Source organism: uncultured Dysgonomonas sp., from assembly GCF_900079725.1.
In the GTDB taxonomy this organism is placed as follows: Bacteria; Bacteroidota; Bacteroidia; order Bacteroidales; family Dysgonomonadaceae; genus Dysgonomonas.
This window is the reverse complement of sequence record NZ_LT599032.1, coordinates 2,504,876-2,527,126: the sequence shown is the minus strand read 5'-3', so window position 1 is coordinate 2,527,126 and position 22,251 is coordinate 2,504,876. Positions and strand designations below refer to the sequence as shown.

Annotated in this window: 21 protein-coding genes; 10 read left to right on the top strand and 11 right to left on the bottom strand. The window is 38.3% G+C overall.

Going from position 1 to position 22,251, the window contains the following annotated elements:
- Nucleotides 1–46: 46 nt before the first annotated feature.
- The gene (locus QZL88_RS10455) at nt 47–1,411 is read left to right on the top strand and encodes a sigma-54 dependent transcriptional regulator (RefSeq protein ID WP_296940908.1); all 1,365 of its coding nucleotides are present in this window, start codon (nt 47–49) and stop codon (nt 1,409–1,411) included.
- Between the two features lie 4 nt (nt 1,412–1,415).
- A complete protein-coding gene (locus tag QZL88_RS10450) occupies nt 1,416–2,732 on the top strand; it encodes an ATP-binding protein (protein WP_296940905.1) in 1,317 nt (438 codons plus the stop codon).
- A gap of 179 nt (nt 2,733–2,911) precedes the next feature.
- On the opposite strand, the gene QZL88_RS10445 is transcribed toward QZL88_RS10450, so the two are convergent.
- The 7 genes from QZL88_RS10445 to QZL88_RS10415 form a co-directional block, all read right to left on the bottom strand.
- Entirely contained in the window at nt 2,912–3,565 is a 654-nt protein-coding gene (locus QZL88_RS10445; RefSeq protein ID WP_296940902.1) for an HAD family phosphatase, read from the bottom strand.
- A 114-nt stretch (nt 3,566–3,679) separates the two neighbouring features.
- The gene (locus tag QZL88_RS10440) at nt 3,680–4,114 is read right to left on the bottom strand and encodes a GNAT family N-acetyltransferase (RefSeq protein WP_296940901.1); all 435 of its coding nucleotides are present in this window, start codon (nt 4,112–4,114) and stop codon (nt 3,680–3,682) included.
- 24 nt (nt 4,115–4,138) lie between these two features.
- A complete protein-coding gene (locus QZL88_RS10435) occupies nt 4,139–4,960 on the bottom strand; it encodes an alpha-1,2-fucosyltransferase (RefSeq protein WP_296940898.1) in 822 nt (273 codons plus the stop codon).
- Nucleotides 4,961–4,977: 17 nt separating this feature from the next.
- Nucleotides 4,978–6,081: a redox-regulated ATPase YchF gene (gene ychF / locus QZL88_RS10430; RefSeq protein WP_296940896.1), complete on the bottom strand. Its 1,104-nt coding sequence runs from the start codon at nt 6,079–6,081 to the stop codon at nt 4,978–4,980.
- Nucleotides 6,082–6,221: 140 nt separating this feature from the next.
- Nucleotides 6,222–6,911 carry an SGNH/GDSL hydrolase family protein gene (locus QZL88_RS10425; protein ID WP_296940894.1) on the bottom strand — a complete coding sequence of 230 codons (690 nt, stop codon included), beginning with the start codon at nt 6,909–6,911 and terminating at the stop codon, nt 6,222–6,224.
- Nucleotides 6,912–6,999: 88 nt separating this feature from the next.
- On the bottom strand, nt 7,000–7,512 hold the full coding sequence (locus tag QZL88_RS10420) for a hypothetical protein (protein WP_296940891.1): 513 nt from the start codon (nt 7,510–7,512) through the stop codon (nt 7,000–7,002).
- A gap of 7 nt (nt 7,513–7,519) precedes the next feature.
- Complete coding sequence (locus tag QZL88_RS10415) at nt 7,520–8,254, bottom strand: GDSL-type esterase/lipase family protein (protein WP_296940888.1); 735 nt, start codon at nt 8,252–8,254, stop codon at nt 7,520–7,522.
- Nucleotides 8,255–8,811: 557 nt separating this feature from the next.
- Between QZL88_RS10415 and sppA the strand changes: the two genes are divergently transcribed.
- Genes sppA through QZL88_RS10400 form a run of 3 tightly spaced genes read left to right on the top strand, consistent with a single transcriptional unit; the run spans nt 8,812 to nt 12,494 of the window.
- On the top strand, nt 8,812–10,566 hold the full coding sequence (gene sppA / locus QZL88_RS10410; RefSeq protein WP_296940886.1) for a signal peptide peptidase SppA: 1,755 nt from the start codon (nt 8,812–8,814) through the stop codon (nt 10,564–10,566).
- 58 nt (nt 10,567–10,624) lie between these two features.
- Nucleotides 10,625–11,722 carry a tetraacyldisaccharide 4'-kinase gene (gene lpxK, locus QZL88_RS10405; protein ID WP_296945045.1) on the top strand — a complete coding sequence of 366 codons (1,098 nt, stop codon included), beginning with the start codon at nt 10,625–10,627 and terminating at the stop codon, nt 11,720–11,722.
- On the top strand, nt 11,679–12,494 hold the full coding sequence (locus QZL88_RS10400) for a purine-nucleoside phosphorylase (protein WP_296940884.1): 816 nt from the start codon (nt 11,679–11,681) through the stop codon (nt 12,492–12,494). Before lpxK ends, QZL88_RS10400 begins: the two co-directional genes overlap by 44 nt.
- Before the next feature lie 62 nt (nt 12,495–12,556).
- Here QZL88_RS10400 and QZL88_RS10395 read toward each other — a convergent pair whose 3' ends face one another.
- Nucleotides 12,557–13,177 (bottom strand): porin family protein, encoded by a 621-nt coding sequence (locus tag QZL88_RS10395; RefSeq protein ID WP_296940881.1) that lies wholly within the window; start codon nt 13,175–13,177, stop codon nt 12,557–12,559.
- A 280-nt stretch (nt 13,178–13,457) separates the two neighbouring features.
- Between QZL88_RS10395 and QZL88_RS10390 the strand changes: the two genes are divergently transcribed.
- Complete coding sequence (locus tag QZL88_RS10390; RefSeq protein WP_296940880.1) at nt 13,458–14,318, top strand: AraC family transcriptional regulator; 861 nt, start codon at nt 13,458–13,460, stop codon at nt 14,316–14,318.
- Nucleotides 14,319–14,386: 68 nt separating this feature from the next.
- On the opposite strand, the gene QZL88_RS10385 is transcribed toward QZL88_RS10390, so the two are convergent.
- On the bottom strand, nt 14,387–15,097 hold the full coding sequence (locus QZL88_RS10385) for a hypothetical protein (protein ID WP_296940879.1): 711 nt from the start codon (nt 15,095–15,097) through the stop codon (nt 14,387–14,389).
- Nucleotides 15,098–15,238: 141 nt separating this feature from the next.
- The gene (gene galE, locus QZL88_RS10380) at nt 15,239–16,273 is read right to left on the bottom strand and encodes a UDP-glucose 4-epimerase GalE (RefSeq protein WP_296940877.1); all 1,035 of its coding nucleotides are present in this window, start codon (nt 16,271–16,273) and stop codon (nt 15,239–15,241) included.
- A gap of 521 nt (nt 16,274–16,794) precedes the next feature.
- On the opposite strand from galE, the gene QZL88_RS10375 reads away from it, so the two are divergent.
- The 4 genes from QZL88_RS10375 to QZL88_RS10360 all read left to right on the top strand — a co-directional run bounded on the left by QZL88_RS10375 (nt 16,795) and on the right by QZL88_RS10360 (nt 20,995).
- On the top strand, nt 16,795–17,055 hold the full coding sequence (locus tag QZL88_RS10375; protein ID WP_296940875.1) for a hypothetical protein: 261 nt from the start codon (nt 16,795–16,797) through the stop codon (nt 17,053–17,055).
- A 30-nt stretch (nt 17,056–17,085) separates the two neighbouring features.
- Complete coding sequence (locus QZL88_RS10370; RefSeq protein ID WP_296940874.1) at nt 17,086–18,780, top strand: glutamine--tRNA ligase/YqeY domain fusion protein; 1,695 nt, start codon at nt 17,086–17,088, stop codon at nt 18,778–18,780.
- Nucleotides 18,781–18,889: 109 nt separating this feature from the next.
- A complete protein-coding gene (locus tag QZL88_RS10365) occupies nt 18,890–19,471 on the top strand; it encodes a hypothetical protein (protein WP_296940871.1) in 582 nt (193 codons plus the stop codon).
- Nucleotides 19,472–19,579: 108 nt separating this feature from the next.
- Nucleotides 19,580–20,995, top strand: coding sequence for a tetratricopeptide repeat protein (locus QZL88_RS10360; protein WP_296940868.1), 1,416 nt, complete (start codon nt 19,580–19,582; stop codon nt 20,993–20,995).
- Nucleotides 20,996–21,033: 38 nt separating this feature from the next.
- Here the strand turns inward: QZL88_RS10360 and QZL88_RS10355 are convergent, their stop codons facing one another.
- Complete coding sequence (locus tag QZL88_RS10355) at nt 21,034–22,236, bottom strand: MFS transporter (RefSeq protein WP_006800676.1); 1,203 nt, start codon at nt 22,234–22,236, stop codon at nt 21,034–21,036.
- Nucleotides 22,237–22,251 lie beyond the last annotated feature (15 nt).

Below are 22,251 nucleotides of genomic sequence, written 5' to 3'. Positions count from 1 at the left end.
AATATACTGGAAATAATTATTTTTACTGATTCAAAAAAGATAATCTATGATATTAATTTGCGACGATGATGCTGCCATACGTTCTTCACTGACTCTGGTTCTTAACCGGGCCGGATATAAGACAGCAAATGTTGCTTCCTCGCAGGAAGCCATTGACTTTGTGCGCACTACCCTACCCGACCTCATCCTGATGGATATGAATTATACAAAAGGTACCAGTGGCGAAGAAGGCCTTACACTACTTCGGCAAGTGAAAATATTCGCACCTGATGTACCTGTGATACTGATTACGGCATGGGGTTCTATCAGTCTGGCAGTAAAAGGAATACAAGCAGGTGCATTCGATTTTGTAACCAAACCCTGGAATAATCTGGCTTTGCTGAATACCATACAAACTGCCATACAGCTAAAAGAAGAAACAGAAAAAGAAACGGAAACCGACATCACTCCAACAATAAAGGCTTTCCGAAGCGACAGAATTATAGGCAGGTCACCACTCTTACAAAATGTATTCAATACCATTTCGCGTATAGCCAAAACCAATGCATCTGTACTGATAACAGGCGAGAGTGGGACAGGTAAAGAACTGATAGCCGAGGCAATACATGAAAATAGTAACCGCAGTAAAAACCCATTTGTAAAAGTCAATCTGGGAGGTATTTCCCAATCATTGTTCGAAAGCGAGATGTTTGGTCATAAGAAAGGAGCCTTTACAGATGCGCATTACGATAGGGTAGGGCGCTTCGAGCTGGCGAATAAAGGGAGTATCTTCCTGGATGAAATAGGAGAGCTGGATGCCACCTGCCAGGTAAAACTGCTGCGGGTATTACAGGATAAAACGTTCGAATCGCTCGGCGATAGCAAACAAAAGCAGGTAGATATACGGGTAATAAGTGCGACAAACAGAAATCTGGCCGAAATGGTATCGAAAGGTACTTTCCGCGAAGACCTGTTTTATCGTATCAATTTAATTACTATTCGTGTGCCTTCGTTGCGTGAACGTATAGAAGACATTCCTTTACTGGTCAATCATTTTGCAAAGAAACAAGCAGAACTGAACGGACTGGATAGTATAGAAATTTCATCCGATGCAATGAATTACCTGCAAAGGCTTCCTTATCCGGGAAACATCCGCGAATTGAAAAACCTGGTCGACCGCGTTATACTTGTATCGGGTAAAGATCTTATTACTGATAAGGATTTTAAAGAACAATATACGGAAATACCCGGTCCTTCCGCCGGATTACCCGATTCTGTTTACCCTCTGGAAGAACTGGAAAAAAACATGATTTTGAAAGCGATAGAGCTATATGGGAACAATCATTCTAAAGTGGCAATGGCTCTGGGACTGACACGTCAGGCTCTATACAGGCGTATGGAAAAATATGGTATAAGCAGCAACGAACAATAATCGTATGAAATCGAAAATTCTCTTTTGGCTATTGGTTATATTGGTATTTGGAGCACTGCTTTCCATCGGGTTCCTTTTTTATAAAACGGATATATATAAATTTATGATAATAGAGGGTGTGGCCATTCTGGCTATTATCTTGTTCGTAATTTTATATTACCGGCTGATAAAACCCTACCAGATAATAGCTGATGGGATGGAACTGCTGAAAGAACAGGATTTTTCGACACGCTTACGCCTTATCTCCGATAGTGAAGCCAATAAACTGATTTCGATCTTCAACAAAATGATGGACCAGTTGAAAGACGAACGCTTACAGGTAAGGGAAAAGAACCACTTTCTGGATCTGCTTATTCAGGCATCGCCACAGGGAGTAATTATCCTTGATTTTGACGACCATATTTCCGAGATCAATCCTTCAGGCCTGCGTTTACTCGACATTAATAATATAAACGAAGTAAAAGGGAAGAAACTTTCAGATTCGGGTATCAGCATAGGCAGTCAGCTGGAAATGCTTAAAGCAAGTGAAGATGTAGTTATCAGGAGTTCGGGTATCACCATGTACCGCTGCATACGCTCTTCATTTATCGACAGGGGCTTTTCCCATCCATTTATACTGATAGAAGAACTCACCCATGAATTGCTGGAAATAGAAAAGAAATCGTACGAAAACATTATCCGTATGATGGCGCATGAAGTAAATAATTCGGTAGGTGCTGTCAGTTCTACTTTGAATGTAATATCGGATATCCTACGACAAAATGATGATAACGAACTGGCAGATGTGCTTCCTGCGGTAGATGCATCTTTCGACAGGTGCAGGCATCTGGGTTACTTTATCAGCAACTTTGCCGAAGTGGTTAAAATCCCTGAGCCTTCCCTGACAGAAACAGACCTCAATGAACTCGCACGTTCGGTAGATGCACTTACACGGCTCGAATGTAAACACCGCAATATAGGCCTTAAATTGGATTTAACGGAAGATAATAACATTATCCGCTTGGATGGTATACAATTTGAACAAGTGCTCGTAAATGTGATTAAAAACGCTTATGAAGCTATCAGGGAGAATGGGGAGATACGAATAGCCACGCGATCGAACCCTTTATCTATCCAAATTGCAAATAATGGTCCCGAAATACCTGATGATGTAAAACAAAAGCTTTTTACACCATTCTTTACTACAAAGTCGTCAGGGCAGGGGATAGGTTTGATGTTCGTACGTGAGGTACTGATAAATCACAACTGTAAATTCGATCTGAAATCTGAGAATGGATGGACAAGATTCGATATTTATTTCCCAGAAAATAAGAAAATCTAGGTATTTTGTATTTTGTCAGAAAAATTTTATCAATATAATGAGTTGTCAGTATAGAGCTGTCAGCTTATTGTTCTTTGAAATATTAGAAAATAGCTATCTATTCAAATATTCAAAGTATAAAATGAAAAAAGAGTACACTACACACAGGTACTCTTCAATCATATATCTAATTATTGTTTTTATCCCAAAAGTGTTTTCAATTTATCTGTATCCGAAAAGTCAGATACAACGGCATAAGTATAATCTTTCAGATAATCGGCCGATAATGTGGTGGAAATACCTATCACACGCATAAATGCATATGTAGCAGCTTTAATACCTGTAAAAGAATCTTCAAATACAGCACATTCGGAAGACAAAACACCTAAGTTGTTCTTTGCTAAAACATATCCCATAGGATCTGGTTTACCTTTCTTTATGCTATCGGATGTAATCACCGTATCAAACGCATCCTCTAATGACAACTGAGCAAGTGCAACTTTTACTTTGCTGGCAGGGGAACTGGTTACCAAACCTACCTTATAACCTTCTTTTTTGATATATTGAATAAAATCGAGTACACCAGGAATAACTATCTTTTTATAATCGATAGATTGTTCCATATCAGAGCATGCCTGTCTTATAGCCTGTTTTTCTTCGGGGCTGGAGATAGCAAAATAAAGCTCTATAATCGAATTTAGGGTCATTCCTTTTATTATATCAGGAAAGTTATTTATTTTCAGTTCATTGTCTTGTGCTATTTTACTCCAAAACTTGTCATAATCATGTTCTGTGTCTACAACAACCCCATCTAAACCGAACAATACCGTAGTGATTTTATTTTTTTGAGCCATATCTCAGGTATTTAAAACATTAAGGTCCCAGACCTTTTTATTATTTTTTATATATGCAACATCCATTTATAAGTAAACAAATGATGTACAAAGTAAACTAATTTTTTCTCTTTATTATTCTTCCGGCTTAACTAAATGCAAGATAGGATAACCTTTTCCTTCGCCATCATATTCGTCGCGGCTTACTTCTTTAAAACCAAAATGATAATAGAAATCTAAGGCCTGCTTATTCTGTTCATTTACATCTACATTTCTGGCATTCAGCTTATTTACGGCATAGTCCAGTAATATCTTGCCTATACCTGATCCGCGGCTTTCATTATCTACAAATAACATTTCGATGCTATTGTCCGCCACTCCAAGAAATGCTTTAACAATACCCTTGTCATCTTTATATTTATATAACGACACATGCTCAAAATAGATGGGTATATGTTTTTTATAAAATTCAAAATCTTCGTCTGACAGAAAATCATGAGTAGCTTTTACAGCACTTTCCCATACAGCTATCAGCACCGGGTAATCTTTTTTGTCTGCTGGACTAATCATATTATGTGCTATTTTAAGGTTTATTTAATCTATATTAATAACGTCTCCGTTTTCTAATTTATTCAATGCTATAATCTGCGAAAACTCGGATAATAAGACGTTTTCATTAGCTTTTAGTATCAGCCTGAGAGGCTTCTTTCCTAAATAGGAAGCCCACTGCGAATATGAACTCGGCGGGCCTGTTATATATAAACACTTCGACAAAGCATACAAATCTTTAGGACCTGACGAATCTGGTATTATAAAGCAATCCAATTCTTTGAAATACTGAAGATCAATTTTTTCATTCGAGCATAACAGGAATTTTATATTCTTTCCCTTATCTTCAAATTGCTTCTCTATGCTCTTCATTACATGAAGATATTCTGCATCAGTATAATAATAAATGCCATTATTCCATTCAGCATAATCGCCCCTGCGAATATGCACACCAATGATAATAGTATCATTGAATTTTGAAAATACAGTGTCTACCGTATCTGTCACTTCACTCCTGAATGTGAATATCTTCCTTATTTCATCGGAATGTCTTATTACTAATTGTTCATTGCCCAAACGATTCGACCAACCTTCTATCAGATTGAGCTTAAACAGCTTCGAAAAAATATTAGGCTTTCCGTTCTGTATATATCCTCTCGCTTTCATAGATAAAAGGAATCTTTGGACAAGTTTCCGGGAAGCAAACCGGATATATTTATTACTATTCAGATTCTCAAAGTCTACCGAATACTTATCGAGATTTATCGCAAGGACTTTCTCTTTATATTCGAGCCCGTAAGCAATAGAGGGTAACAATGACCATATTCTGTTGCATAACTGACCTGGAGAATCATAGTTTATTATCATAACCTTAAGGTTATCTTTTACACATTAAATCGGAAATGCATTATATCTCCGTCCTGAACGATGTATTCTTTACCTTCCACATTCATCTTTCCGGCTTCTTTTACTGCAGCTTCGGAACCCAGAGTAATAAAATCGTTATACTTAATTACCTCTGCACGGATAAATCCTTTTTCAAAATCGGTATGTATTACGCCTGCACATTGAGGAGCTTTCCATCCTGCTGTAAATGTCCATGCACGTACTTCCTGAACTCCGGCTGTGAAATATGTCTGTAAGCCTAATAATTTATAAGCCGACTTAATAAGGCGTGCCACTCCGGATTCTTGCAACCCTATTTCGGAAAGGAACATTTCACGCTCTTCATATGATTCAAATTCAGCTATTTCCGATTCTATCTTTGCAGCTACAATCAGTATTTCAGCATCTTCGTCTTTCACCGATTCACGTACTTGCTCCACATATTTATTACCCGATACAGCACTGGCTTCGTCTACATTACATACATAGAGTACAGGCTTGTAGGTAAGCAAATAAACTTCCCGGGCTATTTTTTCATCTTCTTTGTTATCGAATTTTACTGTGCGGGCAGATTTGCCTTGTTCCAAGGCTTCTTTAAACTGTAATAGGATATCATAAGCACGTTTAGCATCCTTGTCACCTCCTGTTTTAGCTTGCTTTTCTACTTTTTGTATACGGGATTGGATAGTTTCCAAGTCCTTTAATTGCAACTCTATATCTATAATCTCCTTATCACGAACAGGATTTACACTACCATCTACATGTGTAATATTATCATCATCGAAGCAACGAAGAACATGCAATATGGCATCTGTTTCGCGGATATTGGCAAGGAACTTATTCCCTAATCCTTCTCCTTTGCTCGCACCTTTTACAAGACCTGCTATATCCACTATTTCGACAGTAGTAGGCACTATACGGTTAGGTTTTACCAGTTCCGAAAGTTTGTTCAACCTTTCATCAGGTACGGTAATAACACCTACATTCGGTTCGATAGTACAGAACGGAAAATTTGCCGATTGTGCCTTCGCATTCGACAAGCAATTGAAAAGAGTAGATTTTCCTACATTCGGAAGGCCTACTATACCACATTGTAATGCCATTATTCAGTTTTAAATTATTTTGGGTACAAAGTTACTATTTTTTTATTTATCGCTTTTAATATTGTTAATCTTAAACTTTATTACATAAAAAAGCCTCTTAATCTTATAATTAAAAGGCTCATTCATATTATATATCCAAACTATTTCAGTACTTCATCTATCACAGTCTTTGCTGCCTTTTCCATTACAGCATAACCTTCTTTTGTAAGGTGTACACCATCGGTAGTGTATTCGGCGATCATAGCTCTGTTTTCATCTTTCAGGAGAGTGTAGTAATCTATATAAGCAAATCCATTAGATGAGGCATATTCCTTAATACCGGCATTCAATGCAGCAATTTTAAGAGGTACTTCCTTAATCTCTTTTCTCCATGGATATTCTCCTGCCGGAGTTACTGATGACAGGATAACCTTTATTCCATTGGCATTCGCCAGTTCTGCCATTGATTTTATATTACCGAGTGTAAAATCAGCATCGTAAGGCCCTGTATTTCCAGCCACATCATTTGTACCTATATTAATTACAACAGCCGCAGGCTTCAGGTTAATAACATCCTGACGGAAACGGGATAAAAGTTGCGGACTGGTCTGACCACCTATTCCCCTACCCACATAATTATTGGATTTGAAAAAATCGGGACGCTGAGACGCCCATCCGTCGGTAATAGAATTACCTATGAATACAACTCTGTTTTCACCTTTAGCAGGTGCAGCTAATTCGCTATTAGCTTTAGCATACCTTTTCAAATTTATCAATTCATTAAAATTCTGGGCGTTAGAAAACAGGCTGAACAGAGAAAAAAACGAAGCCATTAAAATAAGTTTCTTCATGATTAATTTAAGTTTTATTATATATAAGTGATTTAAAAGGATTTAATGATATATCTATATTTAGGTGTTTTACTTACTAAATATGAGCTTAAAATCTGAATGTATATCCCACACTATAAAATATATTATCTCCATAAGGTGAATTTTTATCCTGCACCACATCGTATTGTATCATGGCCATCATACCGCCAAGGCGCACACCTCCACCAATGAGGAACGAAGGTACAAATTTACTTTCACTGAATTCCATACCGTCATTATATTTTATATTCTGCCACATACGGCTGATCTCAGGTTGTACACTGATAACCAGATATTCGACAGGATAAAAACGTCCGAATACATCGAAACTCAGATAACTGTTATTCCATTTATAATCATAATGCTTATCTTTAAAATAAGTATATCCGAAACCTGCTCCTGCAGTGAGATATTTGGAAAAATCATATCCTACCTGCGGGGAAATACCCACAACAGTATAGTCACCAAACTGTAAACTGAAATTACCTCCGACGGACAGTTTCGACGGATCGAACTGTTGAGAAAATCCGGCAACCGTCATACTCGCCAGTAAGGAAAATAATAAAAATGCTCTTTTCATATCGTTTTCATTTTTGATTCAATACATCATTAATAGCTTTCTGTATTAGAGGTTCCATAACCGAATAGCCTTTTTCGCTTGGATGTTGGCTATCGAAACTATACCCTTCTTTCATTCCTCTGTCTTCATCATTCACCATAGCAGTATAGTAATCTACATATCCATAGTCGTTTTCTTCGGCATAAGCCTTTATTTCTACATTCAGGTCTTTTATTTTCTGCGTAATATTCCTTATATGCCCTTTCCATCCATATCCGCTCGAAGGCAGTACAGATGTCAGTATAACCTTTATCCCGTTTATTTGTGCCAGTTGCGCCATGGATTTTATATTATCCATTGTGAATACAGAATCATATTCACCCGTATTCTCGGCTATATCGTTTATGCCTGCATTTATAACCACTACGTTGGGTTTAAGTTCTATGACATCCCGACGGAAACGAAGCAAAAGCAGGGGACTGGTCTGCCCGCCAATGCCACGGCAGGTATAATTGTTGTCCTTAAAAAACTTATATCTCAGGTGTACCCAGTTTTCAGTAATGGAATTACCTATAAATACTACCCGGTTTTCACCCGGTTCGGGGTCTTCCAACTGGCTGTTGGCCCAAGCATAAGCATTCAATTTAAAAATATTGCCGTTTTTTCTGTTTATATAATAGTTGATACCGATATAAGCTACTGTCGCAATATTCAATATTATTGACAAGGCTAAAATAATTCTGAAAAATTTTCCTTTATTCATATATTCTTGTTGTATCTCTATATTTTTCGGATTACGGAGTTATTATCAAATTATATTAATATTATTCTTTTTGTTTAAAACTTTAAAAAAAATCATATTGGTCATTATAGGCTGTTAATTGTGTTCATTGTTTTTTTAGAAAAAGCTTGCATATTTCATTATTAAAAATCTGTTTGCATAAGATTGTGAGTTATTAACCGGTATAAAATTAGGCAAATTATTTGTATATAGCGTATTGTGAACTTTATTAAAACAATGTTGATAACTATATTTGTTGAAAAATAATTTGTTCTTGTTTTGTTTATCACTGTTAATAATCCTTTGAAATGTGTCCTAATAAATTGATGTGATTTTTAATTGTTATTTGCGACTTATTTCATATATGATGATTAGTTCCAATAAACCATGATTTTTAAATAAAAAATATATCAACAGTTATCAACAGGTTATCAACATACAATCAATAATTATAAATTTTAATGATTTATAGATTTTAAATAGCATATTACCAGATAAATATATAATTTTGTTACTTATTTAAATATAAAAACTACGAGATGAAAGAGTTTTTTAAAAGTTTATTAGCCTCTATTTTAGGCTGTTCGATAGTATTAGGAATTTGTTTCCTTATATTTTTTATTGTTTTGGCAGCAATGTCGGCCAAAGAGAGTTATACATTGAAAGATAATACAGTGTTGACATTGAAACTCGAAGGCATATTGTCTGAAAGGGTAGAAGAAGAAAATCCTTTACTCGCTATGCTGAATCAAAATAGCGAACCACAACTTGGACTTGATGATATTGTTTCGTCTATAAAAAAGGCAAAGGAAAATGATAATATAAAAGGTATATATATAAATGCGGGTGCTTTTTCCGCATCCGGTGCTTCTCTTAAAGAGATAAGAGATCAGTTGGTAGATTTCAAAGAAAGCGGAAAATTTATTGTTGCATACAGTGATGTATATACACAGGGTTGTTACTATCTTTCGTCTGTAGCTGATAAATTAATAATGAATCCGGAAGGTCATCTCGATTTGCACGGGCTTTCAGCTTCACCTATGTTTTACAAAGGATTGCTGGATAAAATAGGTATAGAGATGCAGATATTCAAAGTAGGTACATTCAAATCCGCGGTAGAACCCTTTATGCTTGATAAAATGAGTGATGCCAATCGTGAGCAGGTATCTTCTTATATAGGTGATATGTGGTCGACCATCACAAGTGAAATATCGGCTTCGAGAGATATCTCTGTAGAAAAATTAAATGTAATTACAGATTCACTTGCCCTTTTCAAAAAATCTGAAGTATGTGTGCAGGATGGTCTGGTGGATACACTGATGTATGAAACGGGAGTAAGGGAATATCTGAAAACATTGCTCACAGGAGTAGAAAAGGCTAAAGACGTGCGTCTGGCTTCGGTGAAGGATATGACTACCGTACCGTTCGAAAACAAAAGCAAATCGAAAGATATCATAGCTGTATTATATGCTGAAGGTTCTATAACAGATGGTTCGGGTACGGATGGTATTACAAGCAAACGCTTTGTAAAAGAACTGGAAAAACTGAAAGACAACGACAAAGTAAAAGCTGTTGTATTCCGTGTAAATTCTCCCGGAGGTAGCGCTTATGCTTCTGAGCAGATTTGGAAAGCTGTTACCGACCTGAAAGAGAAGAAACCTGTAGTAGTATCTATGGGAGATTATGCGGCTTCGGGAGGATATTATATCTCATGTAATGCTTCCAAAATTATAGCCCAGCCAAATACATTGACAGGTTCTATCGGTATATTCGGTATGTTCCCGAATGTAGAAGGCCTTACCAAGAAGGTAGGTCTGACATTTGATAATGTGAAGACAAATAAACACGCCGATTTTGGCGATCTCACACGTCCGATGCGTGATGATGAAAAGGCTATACTTCAAAATTATATAGAGCGCGGATACGATCTGTTCCTTACTCGTTGTTCGGACGGTCGTGGTATTGCTAAAAATTCCCTCGATTCTATTGCACAGGGACGTGTATGGACAGGTAACCAGGCTGTAAAAATAGGTTTGGTAGACGAATTGGGAGGTATAGACAAAGCTATTGAAGAAGCAGCAAAACTGGCAAACCTCGAAGATTATTCTTTAAACAGTTTTCCTAAGAAAAGGGATTTCTTTGAATCCTTCCTTAGCGATCAGAAAGAAGAACTGACCACACGGGCTATGAAAGAGTATCTTGGTAGTGACTATCAACTGTTCAAAACAATCAAGGAAATAAAAGAGCAGGACTTTATCCAGGCACGTATGCCTTACGATATAGATATTAAGTAAAAAATATATACTCTCTCTATAGCCTCCCTTTGGGGAGGTTGGAGGGGCTAAAAAAATGATAAAGAATCAGCCTGTACATATCAACAAATGGTTGCTGCCGTTTTCATGGTTGTACAGACTGATTGTATTTATACGCAACAAATTTTTCGACTGGGGAATACTCAAACACGAAGAATTTGATATTCCTGTTATCTGCATAGGCAATGTCACAGTAGGAGGAACGGGAAAAACTCCCCATACCGAATATCTTGTACGCCTGTTGCAGCAAAAATACAGAGTAGGAGTGCTCAGTCGCGGATATAAACGAAAATCGAAAGGCTTTGTGCTGGCTACAGAAGATTCTGACAGCCGTGATTTGGGTGATGAATCGTTTCAGATAAAACAAAAATTTCCGGATGCTATAGTTGCAGTCGATGGTAACAGGAGAAGAGGTATTAAAGAAATGCTGGCATTGGAAAACCCTCCCGAAGTGATTTTGTTGGATGATGCTTTTCAGCACAGGTATGTAAAACCTTCTTATACTATTATCTTATCCGATTTTAACCGTCCTGTATATGAAGATGAAATGCTTCCTGCCGGACGATTGAGGGAGCCTGCATCGGCTCTTGTAAATGCGAATATGATAATCGTAACTAAATGTCCCGGTGATATGCAGCCAATCGACTACCGTATTATTTCGCACGATATAAACGCTTTTCCCTATCAGGGATTATATTTTACACAATTTGCTTATAAACAATTACAACCCGTATTTAAGGATTTTGCCGTCGAGCAACCGTTAGATATCCTGAAAGATAAGCATATTTTACTGGCTACCGGAATAGCCTCACCGAAGATGATATTAAAGAAACTGGAGGAATATACAGATAAAGTAGATACCATAACTTACCCTGATCATTATAGTTTCAAAGCAAAAGACATCCAGTATATTATTAATAAATTTGCAGGGATACCATCTGAAAATAAGATTATTCTGGTGACAGAAAAAGACGCTACACGCCTTGTATTGAATGAAAATATAGATGAAGATGTAAAAAGGTATATGTACTTTTTGCCTATCGAAGTCACATTCTTAGATAAAGAGGACGATTTTAAAGAAAAAATATATAAACATGTTAGAGAAAATTCAGGAAACCGCAGGCTTTATAAGAAGTAGAGTACAGACTATTCCCAATATCGCAATCATACTGGGTACAGGACTTGGCGAACTGGTACACGAGATAAGTGACAAAAAAGATATCCCATACGAAAACATACCGAACTTCCCTGTTTCTACAGTAGAAGGGCACAGTGGTAAACTTATTTTTGGTAAACTCGGAGGTAAAGATGTAATAGCCATGCAGGGCCGCTTTCATTATTACGAAGGCTATAGCATGCAGGAAGTAACATTTCCTATCCGGGTATTTCAGGCACTGGGTATTAAATATCTTTTTGTATCCAATGCAGCCGGTGGAATGAACGGCAGCTTCGACATAGGTGATATTATGCTTATCGACGATCATATCAATACTTTTCCCGAACATCCGCTGCGTGGAAAGAATTATAAAGAACTCGGCGTACGTTTCCCCGATATGAGCGATGCATACAACAAGGAACTTCGTTTGTTAGCTATGCAGATAGCCAAAGAAAACAACATAAAACTGCAACATGGGGTTTATGTAGGGACTCAGGGCCCGACATTCGAAACCCCGGCCGAATATAACTGGTTTCGCATTATAGGCGGCGACGCCGTAGGTATGTCCACCGTACCGGAGGTTATTGTAGCCAATCATGCCAAAATGAAGGTGCTGGCATTCTCTATAATCACCGATCTGGGTGTGATAGGGAAGATAGTGGAGGTAACACACGAAGATGTGCAGGAAGCTGCTAAAATAGCCCAGCCGAAGATGGCATATATTATGCAGGAAGTAATAAAGAAGATAAATTAGAAAATAACAGGGGGTTCAATTTGAACCCCCTGTTATTTTTTATATAAGTTTACAGAATTCTATCAGAATTTATATCCTACGCTGATATATGCGCTCCGGTTCTTTGTACTGGTATCTTTAAATATTTTTGTTAAACCCTGATCAGCACCCAGGCTAACGCTTATCTTATTTAAGAATTCGACGCCTACAGCTCCACCTATTCCAAAATCGAAACGGTTACTGTCATCATTAAAGATATCCTGATCTTCAATACCTTCTACGTCCCATTTTATTTTTCCTCCTACGCCGTAAGCCAGATACGGTCCTGCACGGAATATGAGTTTAGTACCGGGTACCAGATCCAGTTTATATCCTACATGTATAGGTAGCTGAAGGTACATAGCATTATATGTAATTTTACTTGTCATAGGATTACTTCCGGCAGGGAGTACGACATTCACCTCTTTACCTTTAGCTCCTTTGGTTGTAAACTCCAAACCCGACATCAGGTAAAAACTACTTGGCAATGCAAGCTCTGCAGTTAGACCAATATTGAAGCCTACCTTAACATTGTCATCTATTTTTTGTATCTCCGATAAATTCATTCCGGCTTTTACACCAAAGGATACAGGAAGTTGTGCGAACATGCTTACACTACTTATCAGACCGATAAGCAGCACAATAGAATTTCTAATAATTCTCATAATATTAATTGATTTAATAAATTAATGGATGTTCTAAGACGTTCTAAAATTAAATAAATAATTCTATTTAACAAAAAAGATTAATAAAGAGAGTTTTACACAAATACTTTGTATATAATGAAAATGAAATGGAATATTGGAAATTATGATCTAACAAAATATATTTGCTAAGTGATCTAATTACTCATTTACCAGAATATATCCATTCCGTAAGTTAGCAAGATTGGAAAAGATAATAAAATGAATGGTGCATAATTTTGTACCGAAACATTTATAGACTATGGAACAGAAAACAATTACCAGAGAAGAATATGCCAAACGTATCAATACCGTTATCGAGTATATCGGTAGCAATCTGGATGAAGAAATGGATCTGAATAAACTGGCCGAAGTTTCCAACTTTTCAGTATACCATTTCCATCGTATATTCAGAGCTATTGTAGGTGAACCGATAGGCGCTTTTGTTGTACGTATACGGGTCGAGACTGCAGCCCGGCTGTTGAGGTACACAGAGCTTCCTGTACAGGATATTGCCTACAATGTAGGATATGCCACACCTTCTTCGCTGACCAAGGTTTTCCGGCAGTTCTATAATATTTCACCTACAGATTATAGAAACAATAAAAGTTACACTATTATGAAACCATTACTAATTAATGAGAACCTGAATCTCAAAGCTCCGAAAATACAGGAGGTAGAAGCTAAACAAGCTATTTATATCCGGCTATTCGGGGAGTATTCTTCCCTCGATTTTCCCGGTACATGGAAACGTCTCTGGCAGTTTGTAAAAGAGAACAAACTGTTTTCGGCAGGCATAGAGCATATTTGTTTTTATTATGATGATCCTAAAGTGACCGAATCGCATAAACTACGGACAGATATATGCCTTGTAATACATAAACCGGCTGTAGCAAAAGGAGAAATAGGTGTTAAAGAAATAGAGGGAGGGAAGTATGCGGTATTTCATTATCAGGGACCTTACGACCAGTTAGGCAGTGTTTATGATACTATTTACGGGAAATGGATTCCGGAAGGTGGATATCAGGTACGGAATGCCCCTTTATTTGAGAAATATGTGAATAATCCGGAAAGTACCGCGCCTGATAAATTGAAAACGGAAATATATATTCCGGTGGAGTAAATATTTCTGACATCCTAAACGGAGTGAAATATCCCCATAAAAAAGATACTTCACTCCGCTTGTTATATTCAATCTTTTTTCAATTCGTCTAATTTTTGCTGTAATTCTACTATTTTCTTATCTTGTTCGATGACATATAAAGTCAATTCTTCTATTTTTTGTAAAAGCTTGGCCTGCATTACTCCCAAATCAATACCATTTTCCTTTACTTCTTTTTCTGATGGAATATCCGGTAAATGTTGCTTTTCTTTGATATGTTGTTCTACTTCTGTGAGGCTGGGAAGATTATAATCAGGGGCAAAGACAAAGTCACTCCAGTCTGGTATTTGAATTTTTACTTCCTTGGCGCGAATTAATTGGCTAACATCAAGAGAGCTGCTTTTAATTCGGCCATTCACATCGAGAGTTGAAGTTGGTTGAGCAGTTCCGATACCTACATTTCCATCCATTCTTACAACAAACCATTCCTGAAATATAGCTGTATTCCATTCAGTAGTACCAATAACCAAGCGGTCTTCGACTGAATATCCATCCCCAACGTTAATCCTTAAATCCGTTGTTTCTTGTTTGGGTGTATATTTAGCTATCCATATAGGATCATTACTTAAAGTGGTACCTCTTAAATGTATTTTAGCACCGATTCCCCATTTATTTGGTACATTATTACCTACATTAATGTCTCCTGATGTAATTAAATTACCTTCTATAGTCTGGTCTTGTGCTAATATGTTTATTACAAAAAAGAATAGTAAGCACACAATTGATAAGATCTTTCTCATAGTATTTGTTTTTTAGAATTAAGTTATACAAAACGAATGTAATAATAAATGAAAGAGAGATTTGTATTATGTTCAACGGAGTGAAATATCCCCGTAAAAAAGATACTTCACTCCGTTCAGTATGATAAGGAGATAGAATATTTACATAATCCCTTTCTCTCTCAGCTTTAATTGCCATTTCCATGCCGAATCCATTGTATTCTCAATGTTTTCTTTTGCAGTCCATCCAAGTACTGTATTAGCATGTTTAGGTTCGGCCCATATTTTTTCTATATCCCCCTCGCGGCGTCCTACAATTTTATAGTTAAGCTTTACTCCCGACACTTTTTCAAATACATTGATAAGTTCAAGAACAGAAACTCCACGGCCTGTTCCCAGATTGAAAATTTCTACTTTCTCTTCCGATTTCTCTCCCAACATACGGTCGATAGCTATTACATGCGCTTTGGCAAGGTCTACCACATTGATAAAATCGCGGATACAAGAACCGTCAGGTGTATTGTAATCGTCTCCGAATACGCTCATTTGCTGGCGTACACCGATAGCTGTCTGTGTGATATAAGGAACAAGATTTTGAGGAACACCATTCGGCAATTCGCCTATTTCGGCAGAAGGGTGGGCGCCTATCGGGTTGAAGTAGCGCAGGATGATACTTTTGATATCGGCTCCTGAACGAACAAAATCCTTGATTATTTCCTCATTGATTTGTTTTGTGTTTCCGTATGGCGATTCTGCCGGTTTTACAGGGGCAGTTTCATCAATAGGGTTCACATCCGGTTCTCCGTATACAGTACAAGACGATGAGAAAACGATATTCTTAACGCCAAACTGTGGCATAAGATCGAGCAGATTAATAAGGGAATTCAGGTTATTCCTGTAATAAAGTAATGGTTTTTGTACCGATTCACCTACAGCTTTACTTGCTGCAAAATGGATGATTCCTTTGATGTCGGGATGAGTAGTAAATAGTTTTTTCAGCCCTTCGAGGTCGTTACAATCCAGTTTTTCAAAAACAGGCCTGATGCCTGTGATCCGTTCTATTCCGTCAATGGAGTCGGCTGTAGAATTGGATAAGTTGTCTATTATAACAACCGAATACCCTGCATTTTGCAGTTCTACAACAGTGTGCGAGCCAATATATCCGGCTCCTCCCGTTACAAGTATTTTCCCTTTCATCTCTTATGTTGTGTTTTTAATTAAGCAGTAAAGATACAAAATAGGAGATAAAGTGAATACGATGAGATAAAGTTTATAAGAATATGAATATCCCTTTTTTCTATTTCTTATCGGTTTCTCAATATTCTATCTAATTCAATTTACTGTTCCTCTCCTATATGCTCCCATTTGGCAATAATCTTTCCTTGTTTAACGATCAATATATAAGCCGGTATTTGCTTAATAGGAAATGTCAGTTTCAATAAAGATGGCATCCTATCTGTAATACTTAATATCTGGGTGACAGTATTTTAGTTAATATTCACCAGCTTCTTTCACATTGCCTGTGAGGATAAAGGTATCCGACAGCGCATTGTTACATCTATGCAAGAAAACTGATTAATACTCATAGAAAAATATTCGTCAGGTTCTAAATATCTCTCATTTTTTTCTGATCCTGACACAATGTCTAAAAAACTTACTGTTTATTACTTCTAACTTATTACTAAAGAATTATCTTTGTACCCTAATTTATTTTTTATATGAAACTTGCATTTTTACTGACTTTTATCTCTCTCGTTATTTTATTCACAGCCTGCTCCTCTCTGGACAGCGATGCCAAGAAAGCGGCTCAATTGAATAAAGAATCGATAGAATATGTAAAAGAAGGTGATTTGGAAGAAGCCGAAAGGGCATATAAAGAATCGCAGGAGATTTTATCCCGTTATAAAGGAACAGAAAAATATGACGAGTTTCAAAGTGCATACAATACCTATATGCATGGTGAAGTTCAAAACAATTGATAATAATAAAATTAACATATATCTAACTGTATGTCTGAGAATATATTAAATGCAGAAGAACCGAAAAAGAGCCTCAATTTTATAGAGGCGGCAGTGGAAAACGACTTGGCTACAGGTAAAAACGACGGCCGTGTCCAGACCCGTTTCCCACCCGAACCGAACGGTTATCTGCATATTGGTCATGCAAAAGCCATCTGTATAGATTTCGGCATTGCCAAAGAATATGGAGGCGTTTGCAACCTTCGTTTCGATGATACCAATCCTGTAAAGGAAGATGTGGAGTATGTAGATTCCATTATGGAGGATATAAAATGGCTGGGTTACGAATGGCCTAATGTTTACTATGCATCCGACTATTTTGGTAAATTATGGGATTTTGCCGTACAACTGATAAAAGAAGGCAAAGCCTATATTGACGAACAATCGGCGGAAGAAATAGCCAGACAGAAGGGGACCCCTACGCAACCGGGAGTTAACAGCCCTTATCGTGACCGCCCTATCGAAGAAAGCCTCGATTTGTTCCACAAGATGAATGAAGGAGTATTCGAGGAGGGGAGTATGGTGCTTCGTGCCAAGATAGATATGGCCTCGTCGAATATGCATTTTCGTGACCCCATCATATATCGTATCATCAAGCACCCGCATCACCGTACGGGAACCACATGGCAGGCCTATCCGATGTACGATTTCGCACATGGGCAATGTGACTATTTCGAAGGGGTGACGCATTCTATCTGTACCCTTGAGTTTGAGGTACACCGTCCCCTATACGACTGGTTTATCGATCAGCTTGCTACCGATACATACCGCCCGCGTCAGTATGAATTCAACAAGTTGCAGTTTACCTATACCCTGCTTAGTAAACGTAATCTGAGACGTATGGTGGAAGAAAAAATACTTACCGGCTGGGACGACCCGCGCATGCCTACTCTTGTCGGATTCCGTCGCAGGGGATACACTCCCGAGTCTATTCACAACCTGATAGACCGTATAGGCTATACCAAATACGACGGGATAAACGATATAAGCCTTTTGGAATATGCGGTACGTGAAGACCTGAATAAAAAATCGACCCGCGTATCGGCTGTACTAGACCCTGTGAAACTGGTTATAACAAATTATCCTGAGGGGCAGACCGAAGTAATGGATGCTCAAAACAATCCGGAGGATGAAACGGCAGGAAGCCATAATATACTCTTCTCCCGTGAATTGTTTATCGAAAGGGACGATTTTATGGAAGATGCTCCTAAAAAGTATTTCCGCCTGACACCGGGCAATGAGGTTCGCCTCAAAAATGCATATATAGTAAAATGCACAGGCTGTAAGAAAGATGAAGACGGAAATGTGACAGAGGTATATGCCGAATACGATCCACAGACCAAAAGTGGTATGCCCGAGAGCGGACGAAAAGTGAAAGGGACTATCCATTGGGTATCTACCGAAGATTGTTTCGATGCCGAAGTACGTCTTTATGATCGTTTGTTCATAGTAGAGAATCCGGCCGATGATGGACGGGATCTGACCGAACTGCTGAACCCCGATTCGCTTCGTGTTCTTACAGGGTGCAAGATGGAATCATATCTGAAAGAGGCCAAAGTGGGAGATAAGTTCCAGTTTCAGCGTACAGGCTATTTCTGTGTAGACAAAGATACTACTGATAACAATATGGTATTCAACCGTACCGTATCGCTTAAAGATTCGTGGGCAAAAGCAAAAGATAAATAAAAAACTTTATCTATATTTAAGATTGCGTTCTTTACGTTTAATAATGATAATTAACGTAAGGGGCGCAATCGTTTTTCAGAAGATGCTGTTATACTTGTAAGAAGATAATATGAAAGAATTTTATCAACGGAAAGTTTTGGATTACCGCAAGTTCAGGCTGCACCCAAATCGTATTGAAGTAGAAACAAAAGAGGGAGGAAAGCTGAACCGTTACGAGATACCGATTGAAGAAATCGGTTTTAAAAAGAGTTATCAGGCAGATAGTAATATATTTGCAAAGCTTATCTGGTATTTCTTTATCGTTGCGCCCTTTTTTATTATTGCGATGTATTTTATTATCAATAATCCCGAAACGTTAGATATGAAATCGACAGTAATTGCATGCGGAGGTTTCTGGATAGTTGCAATTCTTGGACTTTTGCATCCGATGCAGGATGATGTGATACTTGAAGGTTATCGTAATATTTCTTTTTATCGCAACAAACCAGACGAAAAGGAAGTGACCGAGTTTATAGATGAAGTAGTGAAAACTGCAAAGAAATATCAATTGGACAGATATATAGATATGAATGAGGATATCACGAAAGAAGACCTTTTGAACAGATTGAAATATCTTAAAGAAAAGGATATTATCACTCAGAAAGAATTTGAAATTATATTTGAAACATATACGGAGAAGAGGATGTTCTGATTTAATAGTCGTCCCTAATGTTTCCTTTTGAGTATAGAAGCCAAAGCTGTTGGCTACTAACTGATATAGTGTTACCTTTGTAACCTTTTAAGATTAAAACAACACCGAATGCCGGATAAAGATATATCATCACTTGTAAAACGATATCAGCAAGCCCATGAATCGGGTAAAAACCCCTATTTCGATGCGGACGAATTCAGCGATCTGGCCGAATACTTCGATTCTATAGAGGAACTGGATACCGCCCGCGAAATAATAAATGCCGGACTGGCTATACATCCGGGCAATACTCCTTTGCTTATAAAGAAGGCAAAGCTGGCTGTTTATGATGGTGAATACGAGTTGGCTCTGGAGCTTCTGGATTCTTCATCCGAATATGATTTTGACCTTTATCTGTTAAAGATCGAGTGTTATTTGCAACTGGAGCAGTATCAGGATGCCTTTGCGCTGTCGGAGGAGTTGCTCGAGAAAGAAGAAGACGAACCGCTGGATAATATGCTTGCCGAACTCGGATTTCTTCACGTAGAGGCCGATTGTTTTAAAGAAGCCGTGTTGTATCTGCAGGAAAGCCTGAAGTACAATCCAGAAAATATAGAAGTGCTGTCTGACCTGGCTTATGCCCATGAGATGCTGGGAGACTTTGAGGCAGCCATAGATGCTACAAATAAGATACTCGATATAGAACCATACACCTACGAAGCCTGGGTAAGCCTCGGAAAACTATACTCTCTGAAGGAGCAATTCGAAAAGGCTATCGATGCTTTCGATTTTGCGCTTACTATTAATGATGCAGATAGCAATGTACTGAAATTGAAGGCTCACTGTTTGTCTCTGGTAGACAGAGTAGGGGAGGCTATCGAGATATTCAACGACTTGTTGCTTTCCGATCCGGATGATACTTCCATCCATTTCCTGCTTGCAGAATGCTATGAATCGTTGGAAATGTATGATGAAGCATTGGCCTGCTTACAGAAATATGAAGATATAGAGGGTGAGACCACCGAATTACTATCCAAACGGGCTTACCTTTATCTGGGAAAGGGAGATTATCAGAAGACATTGGCAATAGTTGAAACGGGATTAAAGGATAATCCTTATTCGCTGGATCTGAATATGGTTGCCGGAGAGGTTGAGTTTCTGCGTGAGGAGTATAAAGAAGCCGAACTTTATTACCTAAGTATTTACTCCCAGAATAAAGAAAACTTCCAGTTACTGGATAGACTGGCTATGGTATATATAAAGGAAGAAGATTATCAGCAGGCTGCTTTTTATACAGAGAAGCTGCTCGAACTCGATCCTACCAATCTGGCGGTGAAGCAACGTTTAGCCCTGCTATATTTCGAACTGGGAGATGAGGTCGAATTCAATATCATACTCGACCAGTTTACAGACAAGGAACTACTTTCATTATTTGAGCTTATTTATACCCCTCAGTCATCGGCTTATTTCGACCGCGATATGTTGCTTGCTTATCTCAATAAGGCTAGGGAAGCTCGAACTTTGTTCAAGAATCTCAAGTATTAAGAGGTCTGCTTGTATAAGTTATAAAATTTAAACTCGCTCTAGGCTTTTTCCGTTTTTTTTGTATTAGGCAAAAAAGCTGCGACTAATCCTATCAACGGCAGGTATGCACAAATATCATATACATGCTGTATGCTTGTTTCGTCAGCTACCTTGCCCAGTATGGCAGACGCTACTCCCGCAATACCGAATGCCAGCCCAAAGAACAGGCCGCCTATCAGGCCCACTTTACCTGGAACAAGTTCCTGCGCATAGACCAGAATAGCTGAGAAGGCCGAGGATAATATCAATCCGATAAAGATACTTAATATACATGTCCACATAAGGCCTACATGCGGCATAATAAGGGCGAACGGCGCAGTGCCGAGGATAGATGCCCAGATTACATATTTACGTCCGATGCGGTCGCCTACAGGCCCTCCTATGATAGTACCCAGTGCCACGGCAAACAAGAATGCAAACAGGTATAGCTGTGCATCATGGACCGATACACTGAATTTGTCTATCAGGTAAAACATATAATAGCTGCTGAGGCTTGCCATATATACATATTTGGAGAAGATAAGTATGAGTAGTATAGAGATGGCAAAGGCTACTTTCCGGGTAGAATAGCCGGAAGTTTTTTCCGGAGTGCTTCCATCTGTTTTAGGTGTGGGTTTCAGCCTGTACAGGTTGGCTTTGTACCATTTGCTGATAACAAGCATTACCCCGATAGAAACAAGCGCGATGATAGATAGCCACCCGATATTCCGTTGTCCGTATGGAGTTATTATCCACAATGCCAGTAAAGGGCCTACAGATGAACCGAAATTTCCTCCTACCTGAAACAGGGATTGCGCCAGCCCGTGTTTTCCGCCCGAAGCCATATAGGCAAGCCGGGAAGCTTCGGGATGGAATATAGAAGAGCCGAGTCCGGTGAGGAATACGGCAATCAGTACATGTATGAAATCGTTGGCAAGCGACAGGGACAGTATTCCTATCATGGTAAATGTCATACCGATGGGCAGGGAATAGGGCTGTGGTTTCTTATCAGTGATGAGGCCAACAACGGGCTGAAACAAAGATGATGATAGCTGAAATACTAATGTTATCAGTCCTATCTGTGTAAAATTCAGCAACAGTGAATCTTTCAGTAAAGGGTATACCGCTGAAATGATAGACTGGAGCATATCGTTGAGCATGTGACATACTGCCAAAAGCGAAAGGATGGTGAAGGCCGTTCCGGTCTGGGTAGTTGTTTTCATTATAAACCGAATTGA

Coding starts and splice junctions, on each gene's coding strand:
- QZL88_RS10455 (WP_296940908.1), top strand. CDS start 47: ATGATATTAATTTGCGACGATGATGCTGCCATACGTTCTTCACTGACT.
- QZL88_RS10450 (WP_296940905.1), top strand. CDS start 1,416: ATGAAATCGAAAATTCTCTTTTGGCTATTGGTTATATTGGTATTTGGA.
- QZL88_RS10445 (WP_296940902.1), bottom strand. CDS start 3,565: ATGGCTCAAAAAAATAAAATCACTACGGTATTGTTCGGTTTAGATGGG.
- QZL88_RS10440 (WP_296940901.1), bottom strand. CDS start 4,114: ATGATTAGTCCAGCAGACAAAAAAGATTACCCGGTGCTGATAGCTGTA.
- QZL88_RS10435 (WP_296940898.1), bottom strand. CDS start 4,960: ATGATAATAAACTATGATTCTCCAGGTCAGTTATGCAACAGAATATGG.
- ychF (WP_296940896.1), bottom strand. CDS start 6,081: ATGGCATTACAATGTGGTATAGTAGGCCTTCCGAATGTAGGAAAATCT.
- QZL88_RS10425 (WP_296940894.1), bottom strand. CDS start 6,911: ATGAAGAAACTTATTTTAATGGCTTCGTTTTTTTCTCTGTTCAGCCTG.
- QZL88_RS10420 (WP_296940891.1), bottom strand. CDS start 7,512: ATGAAAAGAGCATTTTTATTATTTTCCTTACTGGCGAGTATGACGGTT.
- QZL88_RS10415 (WP_296940888.1), bottom strand. CDS start 8,254: ATGAATAAAGGAAAATTTTTCAGAATTATTTTAGCCTTGTCAATAATA.
- sppA (WP_296940886.1), top strand. CDS start 8,812: ATGAAAGAGTTTTTTAAAAGTTTATTAGCCTCTATTTTAGGCTGTTCG.
- QZL88_RS10400 (WP_296940884.1), top strand. CDS start 11,679: ATGTTAGAGAAAATTCAGGAAACCGCAGGCTTTATAAGAAGTAGAGTA.
- QZL88_RS10395 (WP_296940881.1), bottom strand. CDS start 13,177: ATGAGAATTATTAGAAATTCTATTGTGCTGCTTATCGGTCTGATAAGT.
- QZL88_RS10390 (WP_296940880.1), top strand. CDS start 13,458: ATGGAACAGAAAACAATTACCAGAGAAGAATATGCCAAACGTATCAAT.
- QZL88_RS10385 (WP_296940879.1), bottom strand. CDS start 15,097: ATGAGAAAGATCTTATCAATTGTGTGCTTACTATTCTTTTTTGTAATA.
- galE (WP_296940877.1), bottom strand. CDS start 16,273: ATGAAAGGGAAAATACTTGTAACGGGAGGAGCCGGATATATTGGCTCG.
- QZL88_RS10375 (WP_296940875.1), top strand. CDS start 16,795: ATGAAACTTGCATTTTTACTGACTTTTATCTCTCTCGTTATTTTATTC.
- QZL88_RS10370 (WP_296940874.1), top strand. CDS start 17,086: ATGTCTGAGAATATATTAAATGCAGAAGAACCGAAAAAGAGCCTCAAT.
- QZL88_RS10365 (WP_296940871.1), top strand. CDS start 18,890: ATGAAAGAATTTTATCAACGGAAAGTTTTGGATTACCGCAAGTTCAGG.
- QZL88_RS10360 (WP_296940868.1), top strand. CDS start 19,580: ATGCCGGATAAAGATATATCATCACTTGTAAAACGATATCAGCAAGCC.
- QZL88_RS10355 (WP_006800676.1), bottom strand. CDS start 22,236: ATGAAAACAACTACCCAGACCGGAACGGCCTTCACCATCCTTTCGCTT.